General features: G+C 68.3%; 24 protein-coding genes, 1 tRNA gene, 1 pseudogene and 1 riboswitch. Of the genes and pseudogenes, 9 read left to right on the top strand and 17 right to left on the bottom strand.

What is annotated here, in order from left to right; genetic code table 11:
* Positions 1-3 precede the first annotated feature (3 nt).
* The 3 genes from sugE to OHO27_RS25975 all read right to left on the bottom strand — a co-directional run bounded on the left by sugE (position 4) and on the right by OHO27_RS25975 (position 1,218).
* The gene (sugE, locus tag OHO27_RS25985; protein WP_328427388.1) at positions 4-324 is read right to left on the bottom strand and encodes a quaternary ammonium compound efflux SMR transporter SugE; all 321 of its coding nucleotides are present in this window, start codon (positions 322-324) and stop codon (positions 4-6) included.
* Positions 325-358: 34 nt separating this feature from the next.
* Positions 359-421: riboswitch (guanidine-III (ykkC-III) riboswitch) on the bottom strand.
* A 55-nt stretch (positions 422-476) separates the two neighbouring features.
* A complete protein-coding gene (locus OHO27_RS25980) occupies positions 477-833 on the bottom strand; it encodes a GroES family chaperonin (protein ID WP_328427387.1) in 357 nt (118 codons plus the stop codon).
* Between the two features lie 55 nt (positions 834-888).
* Positions 889-1,218, bottom strand: coding sequence for a DUF3618 domain-containing protein (locus OHO27_RS25975; RefSeq protein ID WP_328427386.1), 330 nt, complete (start codon positions 1,216-1,218; stop codon positions 889-891).
* 95 nt (positions 1,219-1,313) lie between these two features.
* Between OHO27_RS25975 and bcp the strand changes: the two genes are divergently transcribed.
* The 3 genes from bcp to OHO27_RS25960 all read left to right on the top strand — a co-directional run bounded on the left by bcp (position 1,314) and on the right by OHO27_RS25960 (position 3,122).
* On the top strand, positions 1,314-1,781 hold the full coding sequence (gene bcp / locus OHO27_RS25970) for a thioredoxin-dependent thiol peroxidase (protein ID WP_328427385.1): 468 nt from the start codon (positions 1,314-1,316) through the stop codon (positions 1,779-1,781).
* 134 nt (positions 1,782-1,915) lie between these two features.
* Positions 1,916-2,983: an HNH endonuclease signature motif containing protein gene (locus OHO27_RS25965; RefSeq protein ID WP_328427384.1), complete on the top strand. Its 1,068-nt coding sequence runs from the start codon at positions 1,916-1,918 to the stop codon at positions 2,981-2,983.
* Between the two features lie 55 nt (positions 2,984-3,038).
* Positions 3,039-3,122, top strand: a tRNA-Leu gene (locus OHO27_RS25960).
* A gap of 45 nt (positions 3,123-3,167) precedes the next feature.
* On the opposite strand, the pseudogene rdgB reads toward OHO27_RS25960, so the two are convergent.
* From rdgB to OHO27_RS25940, 4 genes and pseudogenes are all read right to left on the bottom strand, one after another.
* Positions 3,168-3,764, bottom strand: a pseudogene (gene rdgB / locus OHO27_RS25955) (RdgB/HAM1 family non-canonical purine NTP pyrophosphatase); the annotation flags it as partial.
* A gap of 178 nt (positions 3,765-3,942) precedes the next feature.
* Positions 3,943-4,347 carry a hypothetical protein gene (locus tag OHO27_RS25950; protein WP_328427383.1) on the bottom strand — a complete coding sequence of 135 codons (405 nt, stop codon included), beginning with the start codon at positions 4,345-4,347 and terminating at the stop codon, positions 3,943-3,945.
* A 151-nt stretch (positions 4,348-4,498) separates the two neighbouring features.
* Positions 4,499-5,254 carry a ribonuclease PH gene (gene rph / locus OHO27_RS25945; protein ID WP_328427382.1) on the bottom strand — a complete coding sequence of 252 codons (756 nt, stop codon included), beginning with the start codon at positions 5,252-5,254 and terminating at the stop codon, positions 4,499-4,501.
* 111 nt (positions 5,255-5,365) lie between these two features.
* A complete protein-coding gene (locus OHO27_RS25940; protein WP_328427381.1) occupies positions 5,366-5,599 on the bottom strand; it encodes a PTS glucose/sucrose transporter subunit IIB in 234 nt (77 codons plus the stop codon).
* 150 nt (positions 5,600-5,749) lie between these two features.
* Here OHO27_RS25940 and OHO27_RS25935 point away from each other — a divergent pair, with 150 nt between their 5' ends.
* Together OHO27_RS25935 and OHO27_RS25930 are read left to right on the top strand one after the other, a co-directional pair.
* Positions 5,750-7,042: a PTS transporter subunit EIIC gene (locus OHO27_RS25935; protein WP_328427380.1), complete on the top strand. Its 1,293-nt coding sequence runs from the start codon at positions 5,750-5,752 to the stop codon at positions 7,040-7,042.
* A 187-nt stretch (positions 7,043-7,229) separates the two neighbouring features.
* Positions 7,230-8,495 carry a PTS transporter subunit EIIC gene (locus OHO27_RS25930; RefSeq protein ID WP_328427379.1) on the top strand — a complete coding sequence of 422 codons (1,266 nt, stop codon included), beginning with the start codon at positions 7,230-7,232 and terminating at the stop codon, positions 8,493-8,495.
* Between the two features lie 120 nt (positions 8,496-8,615).
* Here OHO27_RS25930 and OHO27_RS25925 read toward each other — a convergent pair whose 3' ends face one another.
* On the bottom strand, positions 8,616-9,368 hold the full coding sequence (locus OHO27_RS25925) for an MBL fold metallo-hydrolase (protein ID WP_328427378.1): 753 nt from the start codon (positions 9,366-9,368) through the stop codon (positions 8,616-8,618).
* Positions 9,369-9,590: 222 nt separating this feature from the next.
* On the opposite strand from OHO27_RS25925, the gene OHO27_RS25920 reads away from it, so the two are divergent.
* Positions 9,591-10,055, top strand: coding sequence for a type II toxin-antitoxin system PemK/MazF family toxin (locus OHO27_RS25920; RefSeq protein WP_328427377.1), 465 nt, complete (start codon positions 9,591-9,593; stop codon positions 10,053-10,055).
* A 63-nt stretch (positions 10,056-10,118) separates the two neighbouring features.
* Here the strand turns inward: OHO27_RS25920 and OHO27_RS25915 are convergent, their stop codons facing one another.
* The 7 genes from OHO27_RS25915 to clpS form a co-directional block, all read right to left on the bottom strand.
* Positions 10,119-11,069 carry a PLP-dependent cysteine synthase family protein gene (locus OHO27_RS25915; protein WP_328427376.1) on the bottom strand — a complete coding sequence of 317 codons (951 nt, stop codon included), beginning with the start codon at positions 11,067-11,069 and terminating at the stop codon, positions 10,119-10,121.
* Between the two features lie 5 nt (positions 11,070-11,074).
* Positions 11,075-11,353, bottom strand: a complete 279-nt coding sequence (locus tag OHO27_RS25910; protein WP_328427375.1) for a MoaD/ThiS family protein — start codon at positions 11,351-11,353, stop codon at positions 11,075-11,077.
* Positions 11,354-11,467: 114 nt separating this feature from the next.
* Positions 11,468-11,563 carry a putative leader peptide gene (locus OHO27_RS25905; RefSeq protein WP_316959376.1) on the bottom strand — a complete coding sequence of 32 codons (96 nt, stop codon included), beginning with the start codon at positions 11,561-11,563 and terminating at the stop codon, positions 11,468-11,470.
* Between the two features lie 122 nt (positions 11,564-11,685).
* The gene (locus tag OHO27_RS25900; protein ID WP_328427374.1) at positions 11,686-12,108 is read right to left on the bottom strand and encodes a M67 family metallopeptidase; all 423 of its coding nucleotides are present in this window, start codon (positions 12,106-12,108) and stop codon (positions 11,686-11,688) included.
* Between the two features lie 245 nt (positions 12,109-12,353).
* Positions 12,354-13,793 carry an amino acid permease gene (locus OHO27_RS25895; RefSeq protein WP_328427373.1) on the bottom strand — a complete coding sequence of 480 codons (1,440 nt, stop codon included), beginning with the start codon at positions 13,791-13,793 and terminating at the stop codon, positions 12,354-12,356.
* A 340-nt stretch (positions 13,794-14,133) separates the two neighbouring features.
* Positions 14,134-14,742, bottom strand: a complete 609-nt coding sequence (locus OHO27_RS25890; RefSeq protein WP_328427372.1) for a DUF2017 domain-containing protein — start codon at positions 14,740-14,742, stop codon at positions 14,134-14,136.
* A gap of 56 nt (positions 14,743-14,798) precedes the next feature.
* Complete coding sequence (clpS, locus tag OHO27_RS25885) at positions 14,799-15,116, bottom strand: ATP-dependent Clp protease adapter ClpS (RefSeq protein ID WP_328427371.1); 318 nt, start codon at positions 15,114-15,116, stop codon at positions 14,799-14,801.
* 109 nt (positions 15,117-15,225) lie between these two features.
* On the opposite strand from clpS, the gene OHO27_RS25880 reads away from it, so the two are divergent.
* Both OHO27_RS25880 and OHO27_RS25875 read left to right on the top strand, forming a co-directional pair.
* The gene (locus OHO27_RS25880) at positions 15,226-16,635 is read left to right on the top strand and encodes a nicotinate phosphoribosyltransferase (protein WP_443059595.1); all 1,410 of its coding nucleotides are present in this window, start codon (positions 15,226-15,228) and stop codon (positions 16,633-16,635) included.
* A 136-nt stretch (positions 16,636-16,771) separates the two neighbouring features.
* The gene (locus OHO27_RS25875) at positions 16,772-17,362 is read left to right on the top strand and encodes an isochorismatase family protein (protein ID WP_328427370.1); all 591 of its coding nucleotides are present in this window, start codon (positions 16,772-16,774) and stop codon (positions 17,360-17,362) included.
* Between the two features lie 157 nt (positions 17,363-17,519).
* Here OHO27_RS25875 and OHO27_RS25870 read toward each other — a convergent pair whose 3' ends face one another.
* Positions 17,520-17,864: a hypothetical protein gene (locus OHO27_RS25870; protein ID WP_328427369.1), complete on the bottom strand. Its 345-nt coding sequence runs from the start codon at positions 17,862-17,864 to the stop codon at positions 17,520-17,522.
* Between the two features lie 157 nt (positions 17,865-18,021).
* Entirely contained in the window at positions 18,022-20,370 is a 2,349-nt protein-coding gene (locus tag OHO27_RS25865; protein ID WP_328427368.1) for an immune inhibitor A domain-containing protein, read from the bottom strand.
* A 398-nt stretch (positions 20,371-20,768) separates the two neighbouring features.
* On the opposite strand from OHO27_RS25865, the gene OHO27_RS25860 reads away from it, so the two are divergent.
* Entirely contained in the window at positions 20,769-21,020 is a 252-nt protein-coding gene (locus tag OHO27_RS25860) for a hypothetical protein (protein WP_328427367.1), read from the top strand.
* Positions 21,021-21,022 lie beyond the last annotated feature (2 nt).

Below are 21,022 nucleotides of genomic sequence, written 5' to 3'. Positions count from 1 at the left end.
GGCTCAGTGACCGCTGGTCGCCTTGAGACCCACCACGGCGACCAGCAGCAGACAGACGAAGAAGATCCGCGCGGCGGTGACGGGCTCGCCCAGCACCACCATGCCGACCACCGCCGCGCCGGCCGCCCCGATGCCCACCCAGACGCCGTAAGCGGTACCGATCGGCAGGGACTTCGCGGCGTACGACAGCAGCACCATGCTGGCGACGATACCGGCGCCGGTGAAGAGGCTCGGAACGAGCCGGGTGAAGCCGTCGGTGTACTTCATGCCGATCGACCAGCCGACCTCGAGCAGACCGGCGACGACGAGCAGGACCCAGGCCATGGGGAACGCACCTTTCGCAGGACGGAAACCTTTCGGTGCGTCGTCTTTGCGTTCACCCGGTACGGCGCGTCTCGTCGGGGTCCTTTCAAAGGTAGCAAAAGGGCAGCGAAAAGGGCTGGTGACAAGGGCCACCAGCCCTTTGAGCCGTTGGATCAGAGGTACAGCCCCGTCGAGTCCTCCGACCCCTCGAACCGGTCGGCGGCCACGGCGTGCAGATCGCGCTCGCGCATGAGCACGTACGCGACCCCGCGCACCTCGACCTCGGCGCGGTCCTCCGGGTCGTACAGCACCCGGTCGCCCACCTCCACGGTCCGTACGTTCTGCCCCACCGCGACGACCTCGGCCCAGGCCAGCCGACGCCCGACGGCCGCGGTGGCGGGGATCAGGATGCCGCCACCGGAACGCCGCTCGCCCTCGCTGGTGTCCTGCCGCACGAGTACCCGGTCGTGCAGCATCCGGATGGGCAACTTGTCGTGGTGGGTGCTGTGCTCGTTTCTGTTGGCGCTCACGCCTTTGAACCTACCTGCCTTTGCCGCCTGCGTACGCCGCCGGGTCCGCCGCCGCTCAGCCCCTGCGGCGCCGGGTGCCGAGGGCCAGCAGGCCCACGAGACCGACGGCCACGAGGGCGACGGGCACGATCCGCTCCAGCCGGGGCGCGCCCTCCTCGTCGGTGAACTTGGCCCGCACATCGCTCATGGCCCGGTTGACCTCGACGTAGGCCCGTCCGAGCGTGTGATCGATGTTCGAGACGACCTTGGCCTTGGCGTCGCCGACGATCGTCTTCGGGTGCACCCGCACCCCGATCTCGTCGAGCGTCTCGGCCAGCACAGCGCGGCGGGCCTTGATGTCCGCCTCGATCTGCGCAGGTGTTCTGGTGTCCGACGTGTCCGCCACCGTTCGGCCTCCGAAGTGAAGCTGATGCTGTTTCCGGACAGTCTGTCAGTTCCACGCCGGACCGCACTGTCAGGCTCCCCGGTTACGCTGGTTCGATGAGCGAGCGACTCCAGCCGGGGGACGTGGCCCCCGCCTTCACCCTGCCCGACGCCGACGGCACCGAGGTGTCCCTGTCGGACCACAAGGGCCGCAAGGTCATCGTCTACTTCTACCCGGCCGCCCTGACCCCCGGCTGCACCAAGCAGGCCTGTGACTTCACGGACAACCTGGAGCTGCTGGCCGGCGCCGGCTACGACGTCATCGGCGTCTCCCCCGACAAGCCGGAGAAGCTCGCCAAGTTCCGCGAGCAGGAGTCCCTGAAGGTCACGCTGCTGGCCGACCCCGAGAAGACGGTCACCGAGTCCTACGGCGCCTACGGCGAGAAGAAGAACTACGGCAAGACCTACATGGGCGTCATCCGCTCCACGATCGTCGTGGACGAGGAGGGCAAGGTCGAGCGGGCCCTGTACAACGTGCGGGCGACCGGACACGTGGCGAAGATCATCAAGGATCTGGGCATCTGACGCGACTCTCGTCAGCCGCCGAGCGGCCCGGACCGGGGAGACCTGGTCCGGGCCGTTCTGCATTTCGGGCGTGACTGTCCGATAAACGGTTCGTTACTCCGTACGAGATCACGAACACGCATCGGGAGGGGCGCATGAGCGCGCGGCGAGCATCGGAACCGCCACAGGAGACCGCTCGTGAGGACGGCACGGTACAGCGGGATCTAAGGGATCCCTACAGCAAGGAACGACTCGCGTCGATCATCCCCGAAGCCCGTAACTGGACAGACCTGATGAGACAACTCGACCTCAAGGCGAGTGGAGGGCAACGGCGCGTGCTTCAGGAGAAAGTCGCCGGACTCGGACTGGACACGAGTCACTTCGTGAAGCGCAGCCCGTGGCACAAATACCCGGATACTGCCATTGCCGAGGCCGCCGCCTCGTCGTCATCACTGCGCGAAGTCGCCCTGAGGTTAGGTGCCACTCCTGCCACCGGGACCCTGTCCCACATCCGACGGCGTATCGACGCGGCAGGCATCGACATCAGCCACTTCCCCGGCATGGATCGCACCGGGCTGGACCTGCCCTTCACAACTGAGGAACTGAGAGAAGCGGCGGCGTCAGCGAACAACATGCGCGGAGTGGCTCGTGTCCTCGGCGTGCCGGACGACAGCCGTTCACGCGCGACGCTGAGTCGTATGCTTCAAGTTCGAGGGATCAACGTGGAGCATTTCACTCACCGGCGTGTGTCGATTTCCGAGGACAAGCTCCGAGAACTCGTACGGAACTCCACGAGTTACGCCGACGTGATGCGTGGTCTGGGCCTGGACGTAAACGACACCAATCATCGGCGCGTCCGGCGTGCGGCAACCCGCCTCGACCTCGACATGAGGCACTTCAAACGCCGAAGCTGGGGGCAACCTGAGCGACCGGCACCCGCACCCATCGCCCACCGAGTACTGGTCGCCCTGCCCGACCACGCAGGGCGGACCAACAGGACTCAGCTCCACCGAGCCCTGGGCGAAGTCGGAGTGCCGTACGCGTGTGAAGGCTGCGGCAACACCGGCGAATGGCTGGGGCAAGCGATCACCTTGCAGATCGACCACGTCAATGGAGACTGGCGCGACAACCGTCGGGAGAATCTACGGTACCTGTGCCCCAACTGCCATGCCCTGACGGAGACGTGGTGTCGTCGGAAGGGGAGGGCGCCTCTCGCAGGGTGACCTCTTCCCCCCGGTACACTGAACGTCTCCGGTCAGGCACGGTGACCGTTTTTGAGCGGCCGTGATGGAATTGGCAGTCATGCTGGGTTTAGGTCCCAGTGGGTTAACACCCGTGTGGGTTCGAGTCCCACCGGCCGCACTGCAAGGAGGTCGGGGGGCGCCCCACGACCTCTTTCGCGTTAACCAAGCAGCTCCTGACCACCGGCACCAATCCCCGGAACGCCTCCCCCCGATGGCTGATCGCGTTCTTCTCCTCGGGGCTCAGCTCGGCGCAGGTGCGGGTCTCGCCGTCCGGCTGGAGGATCGGGTCGTAGCCGAAGCCGTTGGTGCCTACCGGAGCGTGCCGCAGGACGCCCCGCAGCTGTCCCTCGACCACCCGCTCCCTGCCGTCCGGCAGGGCGAGTGCCGCCGCGCATGCGAAGTGGGCGCCGCGGTGGGCTTCGTCGATGTCGCCCAGCTGGGCGAGGAGCAGTTCCAGGTTGGCCCTGTCGTCGCCGTGCCGGCCGGCCCAGCGGGCGGAGAAGATGCCGGGGGCGCCGTTCAGGACGTCGACGCAGAGGCCCGAGTCGTCGGCCACCGCGGGCAGGCCGGTGGCCTGTGCCAGGGCGTGGGCCTTCAGCAGGGCGTTCTCGGCGAAGGTGACGCCGGTTTCCTTGACGTCGGGAATGTCCGGGTACGCGTCCGCGCCGACGAGGTCGTGAGGCAGGCCTGCGTCGGCGAGGATCGCCCTGAGCTCGGTGATCTTTCCGGCGTTACGGGTGGCGAGGATGAGGCGGGTCATGGGACCAGTATCCCGGGGCCGCCAGGTTCCTTGCCGCCCCCTCGGCCGCGCCCCGCAAGGGGCGCGGGGCTGCGACATGTGCGGCTCCGCCGCGTGGGCGCGACCAGCCACATCGAACGCGCAGCCACCCACCCGCAGAACCCGGCAGACGAGATGTACCCGCCCAGCCAGCGCAGCGTTACGGCGTGCAGACCTTGGTCAGCTCGCCCGCCGCGTCGGTGACCGGGCTGATGTCCGGGGTCTCGTCGCCGTTCCTGACGGAGTCGCGGACGTTGGTGACGGCCTCCTGGAGGTCGTCCACGGCCTTGTTGACGTCGGCGTTGTCCGTCTTGTCGCCGATCTTGTCGAGGTTCTTGTCGATGGAGGTCAGCGACTCCTCGAGCTGCGTCGGGTCGTTCGCGGCGCTCTCCACGGCCTGCTGGAGTTCCGTCACGCTGTCGGCGATGGCGTCGGCGGTGCTGACGCAGTCCAGCGCCTTGTTGACGGCATCGCAGCCGGTGGTCAGCCCGGCCGCCAGCCCGACTGCCGCAATGGCTGCGGCGGTTATGGCGATTCGGCTCCGGCGGCGTCGGCTCGTGGCCATGGTTGACGTTCCCCTCCTGGCTCTCAGGCCTCGCAGGCCCCCCGTTGGTCACTGGCCGGGCGCACAGCGGTGTGCCGTACGCCCGTACCCCTAGTGACGCCGGGAAGCGCGGCGCGGTTGCCCGGAGCTGCGGCTCTTCTTGGTGCGGCCTTTACTTTTCGAGGACCGTATCAAGAGCCTTGCGCTGCAGGCCCGCCAATTCCCCGCAGCCCGAAACGGCCAGGTCCAGCAGGGAGTTGAGCTCCTCGCGGGCGAAGGGCTCGGCCTCGGCGGTGCCCTGGACCTCGACGAAGCGGCCGTCGCCGGTGCAGACGACGTTCATGTCGGTGTCGGCCTTCACGTCCTCCTCGTAGCGCAGGTCGAGGAGCGGTACGCCGCCGACGATGCCGACCGAGACGGCACTGACGGTGCCGGTGAGCGGCTTGCGGCCGGGCTTGATCAGCTTCTTGCCCTGGGCCCAGGAGACGGCGTCCGCGAGGGCGACGTAGGCGCCGGTGATGGCGGCGGTGCGGGTGCCGCCGTCGGCCTGGAGGACGTCGCAGTCGAGGACGATCGTGTTCTCGCCGAGCGCCTTGTAGTCGATGACGGCGCGCAGGGAGCGGCCGATGAGGCGGCTGATCTCGTGCGTACGGCCGCCGATCTTGCCCCGGACGGACTCGCGGTCGCCGCGGGTGTTGGTGGCGCGGGGCAGCATGGCGTACTCCGCGGTGACCCAGCCCTCGCCGCTGCCCTTGCGCCAGCGCGGGACGCCTTCGGTGAAGGAGGCGGTGCACAGGACCTTCGTGTCACCGAAGGAGACGAGGACGGAACCCTCTGCGTGCTTGCTCCAGGCGCGTTCGATGGTGACCGGGCGGAGCTGCTCGGGGGCGCGGCCGTCGATTCGAGGAAGTGAGGAGGTTGCTGCCATGGCGTTGAGCCTAGCCCCCCACGGGCAGGGCCCCTCCCGTGGTGGGAAGGGGCCCTCGGCGGTGCAGCGGAGGGTCCGTCAGGGGCTGAAGCCCGGGACGATGCCCGCGCTTCACATCATGTCTTCGATCTCCGCCGCGATCGGGTCGGCGTCGGTGCCGATGACGACCTGGATGGCGGTGCCCATCTTCACGACGCCGTGGGCGCCGGCGGCCTTCAGGGCGGTCTCGTTCACCAGCGAGGGGTCGCTGACCTCGGTGCGGAGCCGGGTGATGCAGCCCTCGATCTCCTCGATGTTGTCGATGCCGCCGAGCCCGGCGACGATCTTCTCAGCCTTGCTGGCCATGTTCCTTCTCCCTGATCCGAACCGCTTTGTCGCAGTAACCCACAGTTGGCCCATCTTTGCGAGCGGTCATGCCGTACGTGCCGAAGGATGGCGTTCACGACAGCGGAACCGTCCGACAACTGGTCTACACCACCTTACCGAGGGGCGTCCATGAGTGCCGACAGCTCCGCCATCAGCCCTGGGCGCGCCCGCTGGAACACGGCGTTCCAGGGCCTGCAGAAGATGGGCCGCAGCCTCCAGCTCCCGATCGCCGTCCTGCCCGCCGCCGGCATCCTCAACCGGCTCGGACAACCGGACGTGTTCGGCGACGAGGGGCTGGGCTGGGACAACGTCTCGAAGGTGATGGACGGCGCGGGCAGCGCGCTGCTCGACGGTGCGCTCGGGCTGCCGCTGCTGTTCTGCGTGGGCGTGGCCATCGGCATGGCGAAGAAGGCCGACGGCTCGACGGCGCTGGCGGCGGTCGTGGGGTTCCTCGTCTACTACACCGTGCTGCGCGAGTTCCCGGAGGACTGCCCGGGGGGCTCGACGGCGGTCCCGAACGTGGGCTGCCAGGTGGAGGACGGGACGGTGACCGTCTTCGAGTACCAGAACCCCGGCGTCTTCGGCGGCATCGTCATCGGCCTGCTGGCCGCGTTCTTCTGGGCCCGCTATCACCGTACGAAGCTGGTGGACTGGCTCGGCTTCTTCAACGGGCGGCGTCTCGTCCCGATCATCATGGCGTTCGTGGCGATCGTGGTCTCGGTGCTGTGTCTGTGGGTCTGGCCGCCGATCGGTGACGCTCTGGAGAGCTTCAGCAACTGGATGAGCGATCTGGACGCATGGGGCGCGGGAGTGTTCGGGATCGCGAACCGCGCACTCCTTGTGGTGGGCCTGCACCAGTTCCTGAACGTGCCCATCTGGTTCCAGTTCGGCACCTACACCACACCCGACGGTGAGGTCGTGCACGGCGACATCAACATGTTCCTCGCGGGCGACCCGGACGCCGGCCAGTTCACCTCGGGCTTCTTCCCGATCATGATGTTCGCCCTGCCGGCCGCGGCGCTGGCCATGACCCACTGCGCCAAGCCGAGCCGCCGCAAGGAGGTCGGCGGTCTGATGACGTCCGTGGCCCTGACGTCCTTCGTCACCGGCATCACGGAACCGATCGAGTACTCGTTCCTCTTCATCGCGCCCCTGCTGTACGCGGTGCACGCACTGCTGACGGGTGTCTCGATGGCGGTGACCTGGGCGCTGGGGGTTCACGACGGGTTCAGCTTCTCGGCGGGGCTGATCGACTACATCATCAACTGGAACCTGGCCACGAGACCCTGGGCGATGATTCCGATCGGTCTGTGTTTCGCCGTCGTCTATTACGCGATCTTCCGGTTCGCGATCACGAAGTTTGATCTCAAGACACCGGGTAGGGAGCCGGACGAGGAGGTCGAGGACGCGACGAAGGCGTAGCCGGTTCGCCGACGACGGCGTAGCCAATTCGTCACAGAAATCGCGGGTTCCTTATCCGCCCTTCACCGTGCTACAACAGGTCTACACCACTAAGTGGTGTAGACCATGCGGCGTTTCCGCATGGCGATGAGACGCCGCCGTCCCCAGCCTTTTTCCCCGGGCGGCGCCATGCCCTCTGGAGGAAGTTGTGACCACGGCCAGCGCCGCTCCCGCGGCCGACAAGAAGAAGGGCGCCGGCGCGATGGCTGTCCTGCAGCGCATCGGCCGCAGCCTGATGCTGCCGGTGGCTGTGCTGCCCGCCGCCGCACTGCTGGTCCGCTTCGGCAACGCCGACATGCTCGGCGACCCGGAGTACCCCGCCTTCCTGACGAAGATCGCGGGCTTCATGTCCGCAGGCGGCAACGCCATCCTCGACAACATGGCCCTGCTCTTCGCGGTGGGCATCGCGATCGGCTTCGCGAAGAAGTCGGACGGCTCGACGGCGCTCGCGGCGGTCGTCGGCTACCTGGTCTTCAAGAACGTGCTGGGCACGTTCACCGACGGCAGCCTGCCCAAGAAGGAAGCCATAGTCGACGGCAAGATCGTCATGGTCGAGCAGGCGGTGGACGCCAAGGTCCTCGGCGGCGTGGTCATGGGCATCGTCGTCGCCCTCCTCTACCAGCGCTTCTACCGCACCAAGCTGCCCGACTGGGCGGGCTTCTTCGGCGGCCGCCGGCTGGTCCCGATCCTGTCGGCCTTCGCGGGCCTGATCATCGGCATCGTCTTCGGCTACATCTGGCCCGTCCTCGGCACCGGCCTGCACAACTTCGGTGAGTGGCTGGTCGGTTCGGGCGCGGTCGGCGCCGGCATCTTCGGTGTCGCCAACCGTGCGCTGATCCCGATCGGCATGCACCACCTGCTGAACTCCTTCCCCTGGTTCCAGGCGGGCGAGTACGAGGGCAAGAGCGGCGACATCGCCCGCTTCCTGGCCGGTGACCCGACGGCCGGACAGTTCATGACCGGCTTCTTCCCGATCATGATGTTCGCCCTGCCGGCCGCCTGTCTGGCGATCGTGCACTGCGCCCGACCCGAGCGCCGCAAGGTCGTCGGCGGCATGATGTTCTCCCTCGCGCTGACCTCGTTCGTCACGGGCGTGACCGAGCCCATCGAGTTCACCTTCATGTTCATCGCGCCGGTCCTGTACGCCATCCACGCGGTGCTGACCGGTGTCTCCATGGCGCTGACCTGGGCACTCGGGATGAAGGACGGCTTCGGCTTCTCGGCCGGCGTGGTCGACTTCGGGCTGAACCTCGGCATCGCCACCAACCCGTGGGGCCTGGCCCTGGTGGGCCTGTGCTTCGCCGCGGTCTACTACGTGGTCTTCCGCTTCGCGATCACGAAGTTCAACCTGCCGACGCCTGGCCGCGAGTCCGACGAGGAACTCGCCGAACTCCAGAAGGCCGAGGCGAAGTAACCGCACGGCTCGGAAACGACGACGAAGGCCCCGGAACCGCAAGGGTTCCGGGGCCTTCGGGCTCATACGGGCCTGAACCCCGTACGGGCCGGTGCCCGACCGGGCCGGTGCCCGACCGGGCTAGATCTCGTACACCTGCCTCGGCTCCGCGAGTTGCACCGGACCGTCGTAGACCTCACGCGCGTCGGCCAGGTTGACCCGGGGGTCGGTCCACGGCGGGATGTGGGTGAGGACCAGCCGACGGGCGCCCGCGCGGGCTGCCGCCTCACCCGCCTCGCGGCCGTTGAGGTGCAGGTCGGGGATGTTCTCCTTGCCGTGCGTGAACGCGGCCTCGCACAGGAACAGGTCGGCGTCGCGGGCCAGTTCGTCCAGGGCCGCGCTGACGCCGGTGTCGCCGGAGTAGGTCAGTGTCCTTCCACCGTGTTCGATCCGGATGCCGTACGCCTCGACGGGATGGGCCACGCGTTCCGTGTGCACCAGGAACGGGCCGATCTCGAAGGTGGACGGCTTGACCGTGTGGAAGTCGAAGACCTCGCTCATGGACGAGGCGGTGGGGGTGTCGGCGTAGGCGGTGGTCAGGCGATGCTCGGTGCCCTCGGGTCCGTAGACCGGAAGCGGGTCGCAGCGGCCGCCGTCGTGCCGGTAATAGCGCGCCACGAAGTACGCGCACATGTCGATGCAGTGATCGGCGTGCAGATGGCTGAGGAAGATCGCGTCGAGGTCGTAGAGACCGCAGTGGCGCTGCAGCTCGCCCAGGGCGCCGTTGCCCAGGTCGAGAAGCAGCCGGAAGCCGTCGGCCTCGATGAGGTAGCTCGAGCAGGCCGATTCCGCGGACGGGAACGACCCCGAGCAGCCGACGACGGTGAGCTTCATGAAACAGAAACCTCCGCTGGCGGAAAATGAGAAGGTCGAGAAGTTTGGGCGTCGGGGGTCGTGCGGTTTGTCGAGCGTAAGGCGCAAAACCTTTGGTCGCTCCTCCGCCAAGGGCTGTTGTGGGCGAACTCACCTGTGGTGTCACGCGTTCGGCTGGATGCGGGGAGCATGAGGCGGAAGTGACGGCGCGCGGAGTGGGCGCGCGCCGGTACCTTCGTGCCCATGGACACGTCCTGGTGGCTCGCCCTCGCGGCGGTGGTACTGCTCGCGCTCGTCGCCACGCTCGTGGACGGGTGGGGGCGCGGACGGCGGCCCGAGGGGCGGCGGACCCGGCCGCCGGGGCGGCCCGGGGGACGTACGCGGGGGCGCACCACCGCTCGTCCCGAGCCCGCGGAGATCTGGTGGGCGAATGTGCCCTACGAGGACGGGCCGGGCGCCAAGGACCGGCCCTGTCTGGTGCTCGCGGTGCGGGGGAAGCGGGTCACGGTCGCGAAGATCACCAGTAAGTACCGCGACGAGCGGTACGGCGTCATTCCGCTGCCGCCGGGCTCGGTCGGGGACGCGCGTGGGCGGGCGAGCTTCCTGGAGACGGGCGAACTGCGGGACGTCCCGGTGTCGGACTTCCGGCGGCGGGTGGGGGTGATGGACCCGGTCGTCTGGGACCAGGTCCGTCACCTCGCCACATAGGGCGCCGTCACTCGCCCCGTCAGGGCCTCGCGGACCCCGAGCCGGCAGGTCGTGCCGACCGGCTCACGCCCAGAGCTGCCCCTGGAGCGTCTCGATGGCCTCTTCGGTCGTCTTCGCGGTGTAGACGCCGGTCGAGAGGTACTTCCAGCCGCCGTCGGCGACGACGAACACGATGTCCGCGCTCTCGCCCGCCTTCAGGGCCTTGTTGCCCACGCCGATCGCCGCGTGCAGGGCGGCTCCGGTGGAGACGCCCGCGAAGATGCCCTCCTGCTGGAGCAGCTCGCGGGTGCGGGTGACCGCGTCGGCCGAGCCGACCGAGAAGCGGGTGGTCAGGACGGAGGCGTCGTAGAGCTCGGGTACGAAGCCCTCGTCGAGGTTGCGCAGGCCGTAGACGAGATCGTCGTAGCGGGGTTCCGCGGCGACGATCTTCACGCCCGGCTTGTGCTCGCGCAGGTAGCGGCCGACCCCCATCAGGGTGCCCGTGGTGCCGAGGCCGGCGACGAAGTGGGTGACCGACGGGAGGTCGGCGAGGATCTCCGGGCCGGTCGTGGCGTAGTGGGCGCCCGCGTTGTCGGGGTTGCCGTACTGGTAGAGCATCACCCAGTCGGGGTGCTCGGCGGACAGCTCCTTGGCGACCCGTACGGCGGTGTTGGAGCCGCCCGCGGCGGGGCTGGAGATGATCTCCGCACCCCACATGGCGAGCAGGTCCCGGCGCTCCTGCGAGGTGTTCTCGGGCATCACGCACACGATCCGGTAGCCCTTGAGCTTCGCCGCCATCGCCAGGGAGATGCCGGTGTTGCCGCTGGTCGGCTCCAGGATCGTGCAGCCGGGAGTGAGGCGGCCGTCCTTCTCCGCCTGCTCGATCATGTGCAGGGCCGGGCGGTCCTTGACCGAGCCGGTGGGGTTACGGTCCTCCAGCTTGGCCCAGATGCGGACGTCCTCGGACGGCGACAACCGCGGCAGGCGCACCAGAGGGGTGTTGCCCACCGCGGCGAGCGCGGAGTCGTATCGCATTCGGATCAGGCCATACCGCCGGCCACGGCCGGCAGGATCGTGACGTTGTCGCCGTCGGCGAGTTTGGTGTTGATGCCGTCGAGGAAGCGGACGTCCTCGTCGTTCAGGTAGACGTTGACGAAGCGGCGCAGCTGGCCGTCGTCCACGATGCGGGCGTGGATCCCCGCGTGCCGGCTCTCGAGGTCGGAGAACAGGTCGGCGAGGGTGCCACCGCTGCCCTCCACCGCCTTCTGACCGTCGGTGTAGGTGCGGAGGATGGTCGGGATGCGGACCTCGATGGCCATGGCTCAGGGCTCCTGTCGGGAGTAGTCAGTCGGGGGCGCGCGGCAGCGCAAGTACAGCGGGGGTGGTGCGTGTGAGGCGCCGCGGCTCACGGCCGTACGGCGGCAGGGGCAGCGTCAACAGATGGCGCTGGCGAGCCTGCACAGGTCGACGTGCAGCCGCGCCACGAGCAGCATGCCCGGCGTCTTTTCGCTCACGTCGTGGAAAACCATGGGGTCATCGTATCGATTCCCGGTCCGGCTTTTGGAATGTGATCCCACATCGCGGACGCTTTACGGCCGCGGAGTGAGACGGCGCTGCTCAGACCCGCTCAGCGAGCTGCGGTCCGCCCGGCTCAGTACGCCTCGACGACCTTGACCTCCTCCTCCGCCACCTCGCCGTCGACGATCCGGAAGGAGCGGAACTGGAAGTCGCCGAGGCCGTCGGTGTCGGCGGTGGAGACCAGGACGTAGTGCGCACCGGGCTCGTTGGCGTAGGAGATGTCGGTGCGCGAGGGGTAGGCCTCGGTGGCGGTGTGGGAGTGGTAGATGACCACCGGCTCCTCGTCGCGGTCGTCCATCTCGCGGTAGAGCCTGAGCAGGTCGCCCGAGTCGAACTCGTAGAAGGTGGGCGACATCGCCGCGTTCAGCATCGGGATGAAGCGCTCGGGGCGGTCCGTGCCCGCCGGGCCCGCCACGACGCCGCACGCCTCGTCGGGGTGGTCCTTGCGCGCATGGGCGACGATCTGGTCGACGAGGGCCTGGGTGATGGTCAGCATGCTCGTCAGGATAAACAGAGGGGCCGCTCCGTACCGAGGGATGGTACGGAGCGGCCCATATGCCGGACGCCCTGAGCGGCAGCCGTCGGGCGCGCCACGTGGGCTCCCGACGGCGGGACGTCCTGGGAAAGGCTGCTCGGCAGCGCCGCTAGGGGCGCGGGGAACTGCGCGACCAGCCACAGCGAAGCCGCAGACAACCGACGGCCTTCCGCGGCAATGACCTCGCGGCCCCCTCAGCGAAGCGCCTAGCCGACCTTTTCGAGTTCGGGCTCGTCGCCGCCGCGAGCGGCGATCTGCGGGTTGCGGCTCTTGAGGATCCGCCAGCCGACGGCCAGGGCGACGGCCCAGCCGGCCGCGACGTACAGGCAGACCCGCGCGTCCTTGTCGTACGCGATCATGAAGGTCACGCCGATGAGGAAGAGGAGCGCGACCCAGCTGAAGATCGCCCCGCCGGGGGCGGGGAAGGACGAGGCGCGCAGTCGGCCCGCGTCGACGGCGGCGCGGTAGCGGATGTGGCTGACGAGGATCATCATCCAGGTCCAGATGCCTGCCGCGGTGGCGACGGAGGTGACGTAGAGGAACGCCTTCTCCGGGACGACGTAGTTCAGCACGACGCCGATGCCCATCAGCGCCACGGACACCGAGATGCCGAAGGCGGGCGTCTTGCGGGCGTTGAGCCTGCCGAACGCCTGCGGGGCCTCGCTGTTGGAGGCGAGGTCGCGCAGCATGCGGCCGGTCGAGTACATGCCGGAGTTGCAGGACGACAGGGCCGCGGTGAGCACCACGAAGTTGACGATGCCCGCGGCGAGCGGGATGCCGATCTTGCCGAACGCGTGGACGAACGGGCTCTCGCCCGCGGAGAACTCGGTCCACTTGACGACGGAGAGGATCACCAGCAGCGCGCCGACGTAGAAGACGATGATGCGCCAGGGCAGGGTGTTGATGGCCTTGGGCAGGGTCTTCTCAGGGTTCTCGGACTCGCCCGCGGTGACGCCGACGAGCTCGACGGCGAGGTAGGCGAACATGACGCCCTGGAGCGTCATCAGGCTGGAGCCGATGCCGTTCGGGAAGAAGCCGTCGTGCGACCAGAGGTTGGAGACGGTGGCGGTGTCACCGGCGTCGGAGAAGCCGAGGGTGAGCACGCCGAGGCCGATGACGATCATGCCGATGATGGCCGTGACCTTGATCATCGAGAACCAGAACTCGACCTCGCCGAAGATCTTGACGGAGATCAGGTTGACGCCGAAGAGCACCACCAGGAACACCAGGGCGCTGACCCACTGCGGGATCTCGGGGAACCAGAAGTGGATGTAGATCGCGGCGGCCGTGAGCTCGGCCATGCCGGTGACCACCCACATGAGCCAGTAAGTCCAGCCCGTGACGAACCCGAAGAACGGGCCGAGGAATTCGCGGGCGTACTCGGCGAAGGAGCCGGAGACGGGGCGGTAGAGGAGCAGCTCGCCCAGGGCCCGCATGATGAAGAAGATGACGACGCCCGCGAGGGCGTACATGAGGATGATGCTGGGGCCGGCCTTGGCGATGTTCGCTCCGGCACCCATGAACAGCCCGACACCGATGGCGCCGCCGATGGCGATCATCTGGACCTGACGGCTGCCGAGGCCTCGCTCGTACCCCTCTTCCGGGGCACCCGTGGCCGTCGCGTCAGTGACCTTCGAAGAGGTCATGTGTAATGCGCCTTTCTCCATGCCGACCCGGGACCTTCGTCGGCCTCGGATCGGGTCTCGATCCCCCCGGATTGCTGGAGCTGTGCCTGACCGACGATCCGTCGGTCACGTGGCGCACCCGGCCGAACATTCGGGTGGTGTTCGCCGGGCGTCGTGAAGATTTATCACGGCCGTCACAGTGATCGGCTAAAGGACATGTGGCGCATCGCACAAGAAGAACCGGACAAAAAGAGCGCCGCCCCCCAAGGTGGGTGGCGGCGGTGACATGATCGTTATCCGGATTTGAGCGTCCGCTGAGCGAACGCAGAACCGTCACATATGACTACAGAAGCGTCGCAATTTACGGCATCAGCGTGGCGACCAGCGTCTCCTGGAGACCGCCCAGCCACAGATACGCCATCACCATCGGCTTGCGCGGGTCCTCGTCCGGGAGCCGGTAGAGCAGGTCGGTGTCGTCCTCGTCGGCGATGTCCAGGCGGGAGCCGATGGCCAGGCGCAGGTCGTTGAGGGCACTGAGCCACTGCTGGGACTCCTCGACGGAGAGCTTGAGCACCGCACCCCCCTCACCGGCGGAGGCGGTGCTGAGCCCGTCCAGGCAGCGGACCACCGTGAGCGCGTTGTCGCGCTTGCCGGCGCGCAGGTCGTTCTCGGTGTAGCGGCGGAACTCCGCGGAGTACGCCCGCTGCTCCTCGGCCTCCTTGGCCTGCGGGGTGCCGTCGGGGTCGCCGTAGGCGTCCGGGAAGAGGCGCTTGAGGACCGGGTCGGCGGGCGGTTCGCTCGGCCCGTCGTTGAACAGCTCGGCGAGCGGGTCGTCGGGGGCGTCCTCGGCGGGGCCGGGGCCGATGAGCTCCAGGAGCTGGACGGCCAGCGACCGGATGATGGAGATCTCGACGTCGTCGAGGGCGACGGCCGCACCGCCGCCGGGGAGCGGTTCGAAGGTTCCTGGCATGGAGGAGATTCGCTACTTCCGGTCCTGTCGGTGGTTCCGGGGGTGCACGCGAGCGGTCATTTGCGGTCCTGCTGGAGGGTGGCCCACAGACCGTAGCCGTGCATGGCCTGCACGTCGCGCTCCATCTCCTCGCGACTGCCGCTGGAGACGACCGCCCGGCCCTTGTGGTGGACGTCGAGCATGAGCTTGGTGGCCTTGTCCTTGGTGTAGCCGAAGTACGACTGGAAGACGTAGGTCACATAGCTCATCAGGTTGACCGGGTCGTTGTGGACGATGGTGACCCAGGGGACGTCCGGCTCGGGGACGGCGAAGACCTCCTCCGCCGACTCGGTGCGTTCGATCTCTAGGGGAGCGGGTGACGTCACAGTGCCCATGCTGCCACCGCAGGGGGGTGGTCGCACAAACGGGCTGCGCAGGCGCGCCCGTTGTGACGTCCACCCCACAAATCGTCAAACTGACGAGATGGGGGTACCATTCCTTGCCATGAACACAGCGGACCTTGGGCTGCCGGAAGAAGAAGGGCGCGAAGCGCTTCCTCAGCAGGGCGGTGGTGGGCGACGGGTGGGCGTTCCCTCGACGGCGCTCTTCACGGATCAGTACGAGTTCACGATGCTGCAGGCCGCCATGAAGGCGGGCACCGCCGAGCGGCGGAGCGTGTTCGAGGTCTTCACCCGGCGGCTGCCCGAGGGGCGGCGCTACGGCGTCGTGGCCGGCACCGGCCGGGTGCTGGACGCCGTCGAGAACTTCTGCTTCGACCCGGACGTCCTCGCCTTCCTGCGCGAGCGGAAGATCGTCGACGAGGAGACCCTGGACTGGCTCGCGGGCTACCGCTTCTCCGGCGACATCTGGGGCTACCCCGAGGGCGAGGCCTACTTCCCCGGCTCGCCGGTCATGCGGGTCGAGGGCACCTTCGCCGAGTGCGTGCTGCTGGAGACGGTGATCCTCTCCATCCTCAACCACGACTCCGCGATCGCCGCGGCCGCCTCCAGGATGTCGTCGGCCGCCGGTGAGCGCCCGATCATCGAGATGGGCGCCCGGCGCACCCACGAGCTGGCCGCGGTGGCCGCCTCGCGCGCCGCGTACCTCGGCGGCTTCACCTCCACCTCCGACCTCGCCGCGGGCTTTCGCTACGGCATCCCCACCGTCGGCACCAGTGCCCACGCCTTCACGCTGCTGCACGACCGGGAGCGGGACGCCTTCCAGGCCCAGGTGAAGTCCATGGGCCGGGGCACCACGCTGCTCGTGGACACCTACGACGTGGCCGAGGCGGTCCGTACGGCCGTGGAGGTCGCCGGGCCCGAGCTGGGCGCCGTCCGGATCGACTCGGGCGACCTGCTGCTGGTCGCGCACCGGGTCCGGCAGCAGCTGGACGAGCTGGGTGCGACGGACACCAGGATCATCGTGACCTCCGACCTGGACGAGTACGCCATCGCCTCGCTGGCCGCCGCGCCGGTGGACGCGTACGGCGTCGGCACCCAGCTGGTGACCGGGTCCGGGCACCCGACCTGCTCGATGGTCTACAAACTGGTCGCGCGCGCCGAGTCCGCCGACCCCATGGCACCGCTGGTGCCGGTCGCGAAGAAGTCCAGCGGCGGCAAGACCTCCATCGGCGGCCGCAAGTGGGCGGCCCGGCGCCTCGACGAGTACGGCGTCGCCGAGGCCGAGGTCGTCGGCACCGGGCCGGTTCCGGACGCCCTCACCGACCGGCAGCTGCTGGTCGAGCTGGTCAAGGGCGGCGACGTGGTGGCCCGCGAGCCGCTGGATGTCGTACGGGACCGGCACACCGCCGCTCGCGCGAACCTGCCGCTGTCCGCGACGCAGCTCTCGCGCGGGGAACCTGTCATCCCGACGGAGTATGTCAACGGGCGCTCGGGGAGCCTGGCGGGGTCGTGAAGCGAGTGCGCCCGGCGCGCTCACTCCATGCCCCCTCCCGCAGTGCACCCGAAGTCTCTAGGCTCGGAGGTTCACGGCCGGGCCCGCACGCTTTCACCGTCCCGACCTCAGCGTCCATAAGCGAAGGACACCGACCATGCGCCGCGCCTTGATCGTCGTAGATGTGCAGAACGACTTCTGCGAGGGAGGCAGCCTCGCGGTGGCCGGCGGTGCCGACGTGGCCGCCGCCGTCACCGAGCTGATCGGACAGGCGGCCGGGTCGGGCTACCAGCACGTCGTGGCGACCCGCGATCACCACATCGCCCCCGGCGGTCACTTCTCCACCAACCCCGACTTCGCCCACTCCTGGCCTGCGCACTGCGTCGCCGGCACGGAGGGTGTCGGCTTCCACCCGAACTTCGCCCCCGCCGTCGCGTCCGGCGCGATCGACGCCGTGTTCGACAAGGGGGCGTACGCGGCGGCGTACAGCGGATTCGAGGGGGCCGACGAGAACGGGGTGCGGCTGGCGGACTGGCTGCGGGCCAGGGAGGTCATGGAGGTGGACGTGGTGGGCATCGCCACGGACCACTGTGTGCGCGCGACCGCGCTGGACGCGGCGCGGGAGGGCTTCCGTACGCAGGTGCTGCTGGATCTGACCGCGGGGGTGGCCTCGGAGACCACGGACCGGGCGCTGGAGGAGATGCGCGCGGCGGGCGTCGAGCTGTCGGGCAAGCCGGTCGTCGCGTAGCCGCTCCGGGGAGTGCCGCGATCGGCCGTCAGTCGGCTGCGGGCACGTCGTGGCCGGTCGCGCCCGTGCGGCGGAGCCGCATATCGATGCCGCCCCGCGCCCCTGTCGGCGCCGCCGGACCCAGCCGACTCAGCCAGGCGGCTCAGGGCCATGACGCTCACGCCGACGCCGCAGGTCTCCGCATCAGCGCCCTGATCGGGTGCCACAGCTCCTGCGCCAGCTCAGGGCCCATGGCGACACCGTTGTCAGGTGCCGTTCGCCATATCAGGCCGTCGGGGTGGTGCAGGACCGCCGTGATCTCGTCGGGGGTCGGCGGGGCGGCATTGCCCCGCAGGTAGACGGCGCGCATGCCCAGGTTGCGGAGCCTGGTCAGGGCTCGGGCGCGGTTGTGGGCGTGGACGAGGACACGGACGCAGCCCGTGCCGTCGGCGGTGGGTCTGGGCAGGTTCAGCGCCACCACGACGCTGCCGGTCGGCAGCTTGCAGAAACCTCCTGCGGCCATGCGGTCACACCCCCGTGCGAGTCGGTGTAAGGGTCGATGCCGGTCCCGCCGCCGGAACCGGTGTCAATAACGGAAGCACAGGGTGCACCTAAACACGATCGGCGGCAACCCGCCAGGGGGTTGCCGCCGATCACGCTTTGACCTGCATATATGCGGTTTACTTCACCGCGCGGCCGACCTCGACCGTGATCGTCGAGCCATCCTTGGACTCCTTGATGATCTTGATCTTGGTGTTGGTGTCAGTGATCTTGACACCCGCGGTCGGGGTCTCCGCGCTGTAGTACGTGCTGGTGTGGTCGTTGAAGACCGGCACCCCCGCACGCGACGGGATCCGGGTCGCGACGTCCGCGTTGTGCAGCGTCATGCCGTCCGTGCGGAACGTGCTGAAGGGTGAGTCGTAGGACTGGATGCGGTTGCGCATCAGCGTGCCGTCGGACCACTTCAACGGCGTCGGGTGGGAGTCGACCGGGAGGATCAGGCCGACACCCTGGTGCTTGCTGGTGTTGTTGTCCGCCTGGGAGGTGTCCCACTTCCAGATCAACAGGCCGTTCTGGTACGCGTAGTGCTCCACCCAGTCCGGACGGGTCGTCGAGAAGCCGAAGTTGTACGGGCCCGTCTTCAGGGTCTTGTCGTACGACACGTACTGACGGTTCTCGGCGATGTAGTACTGCGCGTAGTCGTCCGTGATGGACGCGCCGATGCGCGAGAAGCCCTTCGTCTTCCAAGCGGCGTCCGCGGCCTCGGCGTTGTCGGAGAACACGGCCGTACCGTCGGCGGTGACGGTGATCTGGTCGGCCGCGAAGCCCTTCTGGGCCACGCCGCCGTCCGTCTGGTAACGGAAGCGCAGGTCGATCTTCTTGCCCGCGTAGGCGTCGAGCGGGAAGGCCAGCTTCTTGTACGCGTCCACCGTGCCCGTGATCGCCGGCTTGCCGCTGGCGTCCTTCGGGAGGGCCGCACCGTCGACGGTGCCGTCGATCGCGGTCCAGTTGGCGCCGCCGTCGGTGGAGACCTCGGTGTAGAGGTAGTCGTACTCGGCCTCGATGTCGTACCAGCCGTCGAGCGTCAGGGAGGCCGCCGACTTGCCGGTGAGGTCCACCGAACGGGTCAGCGTGTTGGCGAGGTTGTCGCCACTGCCGCTCCACCACTGGTTCGCGCCCTGCGCCGGGGCGACGATCTCGGTGGTGACCTTCTTCTTGGGCAGCTCGACCACGAGGGCCTGCTTGTGCCGGGTGTTGTACTCGGCGAGGCCCAGCTTGTGCTCGGACGTCGTCGCGGCCTTGGCCGTGTCGTACTTCAGCCAGCCCAGCTGCAGCTTGTCCCAGCCGGTCATGTCGCCGGGCAGGTCACCGATCTCCTTCTTGCCGGTGCCGAGCCAGGAACCGGAGGACATCAGGGTCCAGAAGCCGGTGGAGTTCTCGCCGCCCTGGGTGTCGTAGTGGTCCGGCAGACCGAGGTCGTGGCCGTACTCGTGGGCGAAGACCCCGAGGCCGCCGTTCTCCGGCTGGACGGTGTAGTCGCCGACCCAGACGCCGGTGGAGCCGATCTGCGCGCCGCCCAGCTTGTTGCCGGCCGGGCCGGTGGCACCCGCGTCGGTGCCGAACGCGTACCAGCGGTGGGCCCAGATCGCGTCGGTGCCCTGCGCACCGCCGCCCGCGGACTCGTCCTCACCGGCGTGCACGATCTGGAAGTGGTCGATGTAGCCGTCGGCCTCGTTGAAGTCGCCGTCGCCATCGAAGTCGTAGCGGTCCCACTGGTCGAACTGCGCGACGTCCGCCTTGATCTCGGCGTCGGTCCTCCCAGCTGCCTTCTGCTGGGCGACCCACGAGGTCAGACCGTCGCTGACGACGTTCCAGACGCTGGAGCAGTTGGTCTGGCCGCAGGCGTTGTTGCCGTAACGGGCCTCGTTGTAGGGGACCTTGACCCAGTCGGTGACCTCACCGTCGACCGAGTAGCGGCCCGAGGACTGCTTCTCGTAGTACTTCTTCAGCGACTCGGTCTTCTTGCCGGTGCCGAAGTAGAGGTCCTCGTAGTGCTTCTTGTTGTAGTCCGCCTGCCAGGCGGTCGAGTTGTCCTTCTTGCGGTCCGGCTCGGCTATCTCATTGTGGGCCGGGCCGGCCGTGCCGCCGAACTCGCTGATCTTGTCGCCGAACTCGACGAGGATCGTGAAGATCTTGTCGGTCTTCTCGCGGCCCAGCTCGACGTACTTGCTGTCGCCCTTCTTGCTCTTGAGCTCGACGACCTGAGAGCCGTCACGCTTCTTGGCCTTGGTCCGCCCGGATATGAGCTGGTTCAGGGCCTCCTCGCGCTGCGCCTCCTGAGTCTTGCTCATCGGGCCGTCGAGGTTGTGGTCGGCGTGAGTGTGCTCCGCCGGGTCATGCCGCTCGACGGACGCCGCCGGCGCGCCTTCGTCGGCCTGAGCCACCGCGAAGGTCGAGAACGTGGCCGCTGCGGTCGCGAGCGCGACGGCGGTTGCCGCCGTTCGGAACGTCCAGGGTCTACTGGTCACTTGCTTCCTCCCCCGCGTCCGGGCACGCGGAAGGAAGGGTCCTGGTCGTGGAGTCTCCGCGTGCGCCTGATCAACGCGTGTAGTCAAGTGACGACATTTGACTAGAGGTTAAGCAGAAAAAACAGACCTTGACTTGGACAGGTCAATTGCATTATGCGGAGTTGATGTTCGTTCAGCGGACAACGACCTTTCCGACAATGGGCGCGTGCCGCCGTCCACTTGGTGGACGAGATGACTCCGTGCGCCCCCCGTGCACCGGCACTGTTGGTCAGGTCACGCTTACGGTTTGTTCCACTCGGGCATGCACGCCGTTAGAGTCGGATGGCGGAACGCCCGGACGTCGGCGGAAAGCCAGGCCGAGACCCCCGTGCACCCCTGATTCCGAGGACACGATGATCATGCCTCGTCCGACTGCCGCACAGCTCGCCTACGGCTCGTGCACCGTGATCTTCTCGACGCTCGCCATGCTGCTGCTGTCACAGACCAGTTCGGGCGTGGGGATCGCGGTCATCGCCGTATCGGCGCTTCTGCTCGGGCTGCTGGTCGCCATGACGGTACCCATGCCCAAGAAGCCCCGCGTGGTGGTGGTGCGCAAGCCCGCCCGCACCGAACGGGAACAGGCTGAGGAGCCTGTCCTGACCCAGTCCTGACG

It is taken from the genome of Streptomyces sp. NBC_00443 (assembly GCF_036014175.1).
Lineage (GTDB): Bacteria > Actinomycetota > Actinomycetes > Streptomycetales > Streptomycetaceae > Streptomyces.
This window is presented reverse-complemented; position numbering and strand designations above follow the sequence as displayed.

Bases quoted from the DNA above. Each gene is read 5' to 3' on its own strand.
- sugE (WP_328427388.1), bottom strand. From the start codon at position 324: ATGGCCTGGGTCCTGCTCGTCGTCGCCGGTCTGCTCGAGGTCGGCTGG.
- bcp (WP_328427385.1), top strand. From the start codon at position 1,314: ATGAGCGAGCGACTCCAGCCGGGGGACGTGGCCCCCGCCTTCACCCTG.
- OHO27_RS25965 (WP_328427384.1), top strand. From the start codon at position 1,916: ATGAGCGCGCGGCGAGCATCGGAACCGCCACAGGAGACCGCTCGTGAG.
- OHO27_RS25950 (WP_328427383.1), bottom strand. From the start codon at position 4,347: ATGGCCACGAGCCGACGCCGCCGGAGCCGAATCGCCATAACCGCCGCA.
- rph (WP_328427382.1), bottom strand. From the start codon at position 5,254: ATGGCAGCAACCTCCTCACTTCCTCGAATCGACGGCCGCGCCCCCGAG.
- OHO27_RS25940 (WP_328427381.1), bottom strand. From the start codon at position 5,599: ATGGCCAGCAAGGCTGAGAAGATCGTCGCCGGGCTCGGCGGCATCGAC.
- OHO27_RS25935 (WP_328427380.1), top strand. From the start codon at position 5,750: ATGAGTGCCGACAGCTCCGCCATCAGCCCTGGGCGCGCCCGCTGGAAC.
- OHO27_RS25925 (WP_328427378.1), bottom strand. From the start codon at position 9,368: ATGAAGCTCACCGTCGTCGGCTGCTCGGGGTCGTTCCCGTCCGCGGAA.
- OHO27_RS25920 (WP_328427377.1), top strand. From the start codon at position 9,591: ATGGACACGTCCTGGTGGCTCGCCCTCGCGGCGGTGGTACTGCTCGCG.
- OHO27_RS25915 (WP_328427376.1), bottom strand. From the start codon at position 11,069: ATGCGATACGACTCCGCGCTCGCCGCGGTGGGCAACACCCCTCTGGTG.
- OHO27_RS25910 (WP_328427375.1), bottom strand. From the start codon at position 11,353: ATGGCCATCGAGGTCCGCATCCCGACCATCCTCCGCACCTACACCGAC.
- OHO27_RS25905 (WP_316959376.1), bottom strand. From the start codon at position 11,563: ATGGTTTTCCACGACGTGAGCGAAAAGACGCCGGGCATGCTGCTCGTG.
- OHO27_RS25900 (WP_328427374.1), bottom strand. From the start codon at position 12,108: ATGCTGACCATCACCCAGGCCCTCGTCGACCAGATCGTCGCCCATGCG.
- OHO27_RS25895 (WP_328427373.1), bottom strand. From the start codon at position 13,793: ATGACCTCTTCGAAGGTCACTGACGCGACGGCCACGGGTGCCCCGGAA.
- OHO27_RS25890 (WP_328427372.1), bottom strand. From the start codon at position 14,742: ATGCCAGGAACCTTCGAACCGCTCCCCGGCGGCGGTGCGGCCGTCGCC.
- clpS (WP_328427371.1), bottom strand. From the start codon at position 15,116: ATGGGCACTGTGACGTCACCCGCTCCCCTAGAGATCGAACGCACCGAG.
- OHO27_RS25880 (WP_443059595.1), top strand. From the start codon at position 15,226: ATGAACACAGCGGACCTTGGGCTGCCGGAAGAAGAAGGGCGCGAAGCG.
- OHO27_RS25875 (WP_328427370.1), top strand. From the start codon at position 16,772: ATGCGCCGCGCCTTGATCGTCGTAGATGTGCAGAACGACTTCTGCGAG.
- OHO27_RS25870 (WP_328427369.1), bottom strand. From the start codon at position 17,864: ATGGCCGCAGGAGGTTTCTGCAAGCTGCCGACCGGCAGCGTCGTGGTG.
- OHO27_RS25860 (WP_328427367.1), top strand. From the start codon at position 20,769: ATGCCTCGTCCGACTGCCGCACAGCTCGCCTACGGCTCGTGCACCGTG.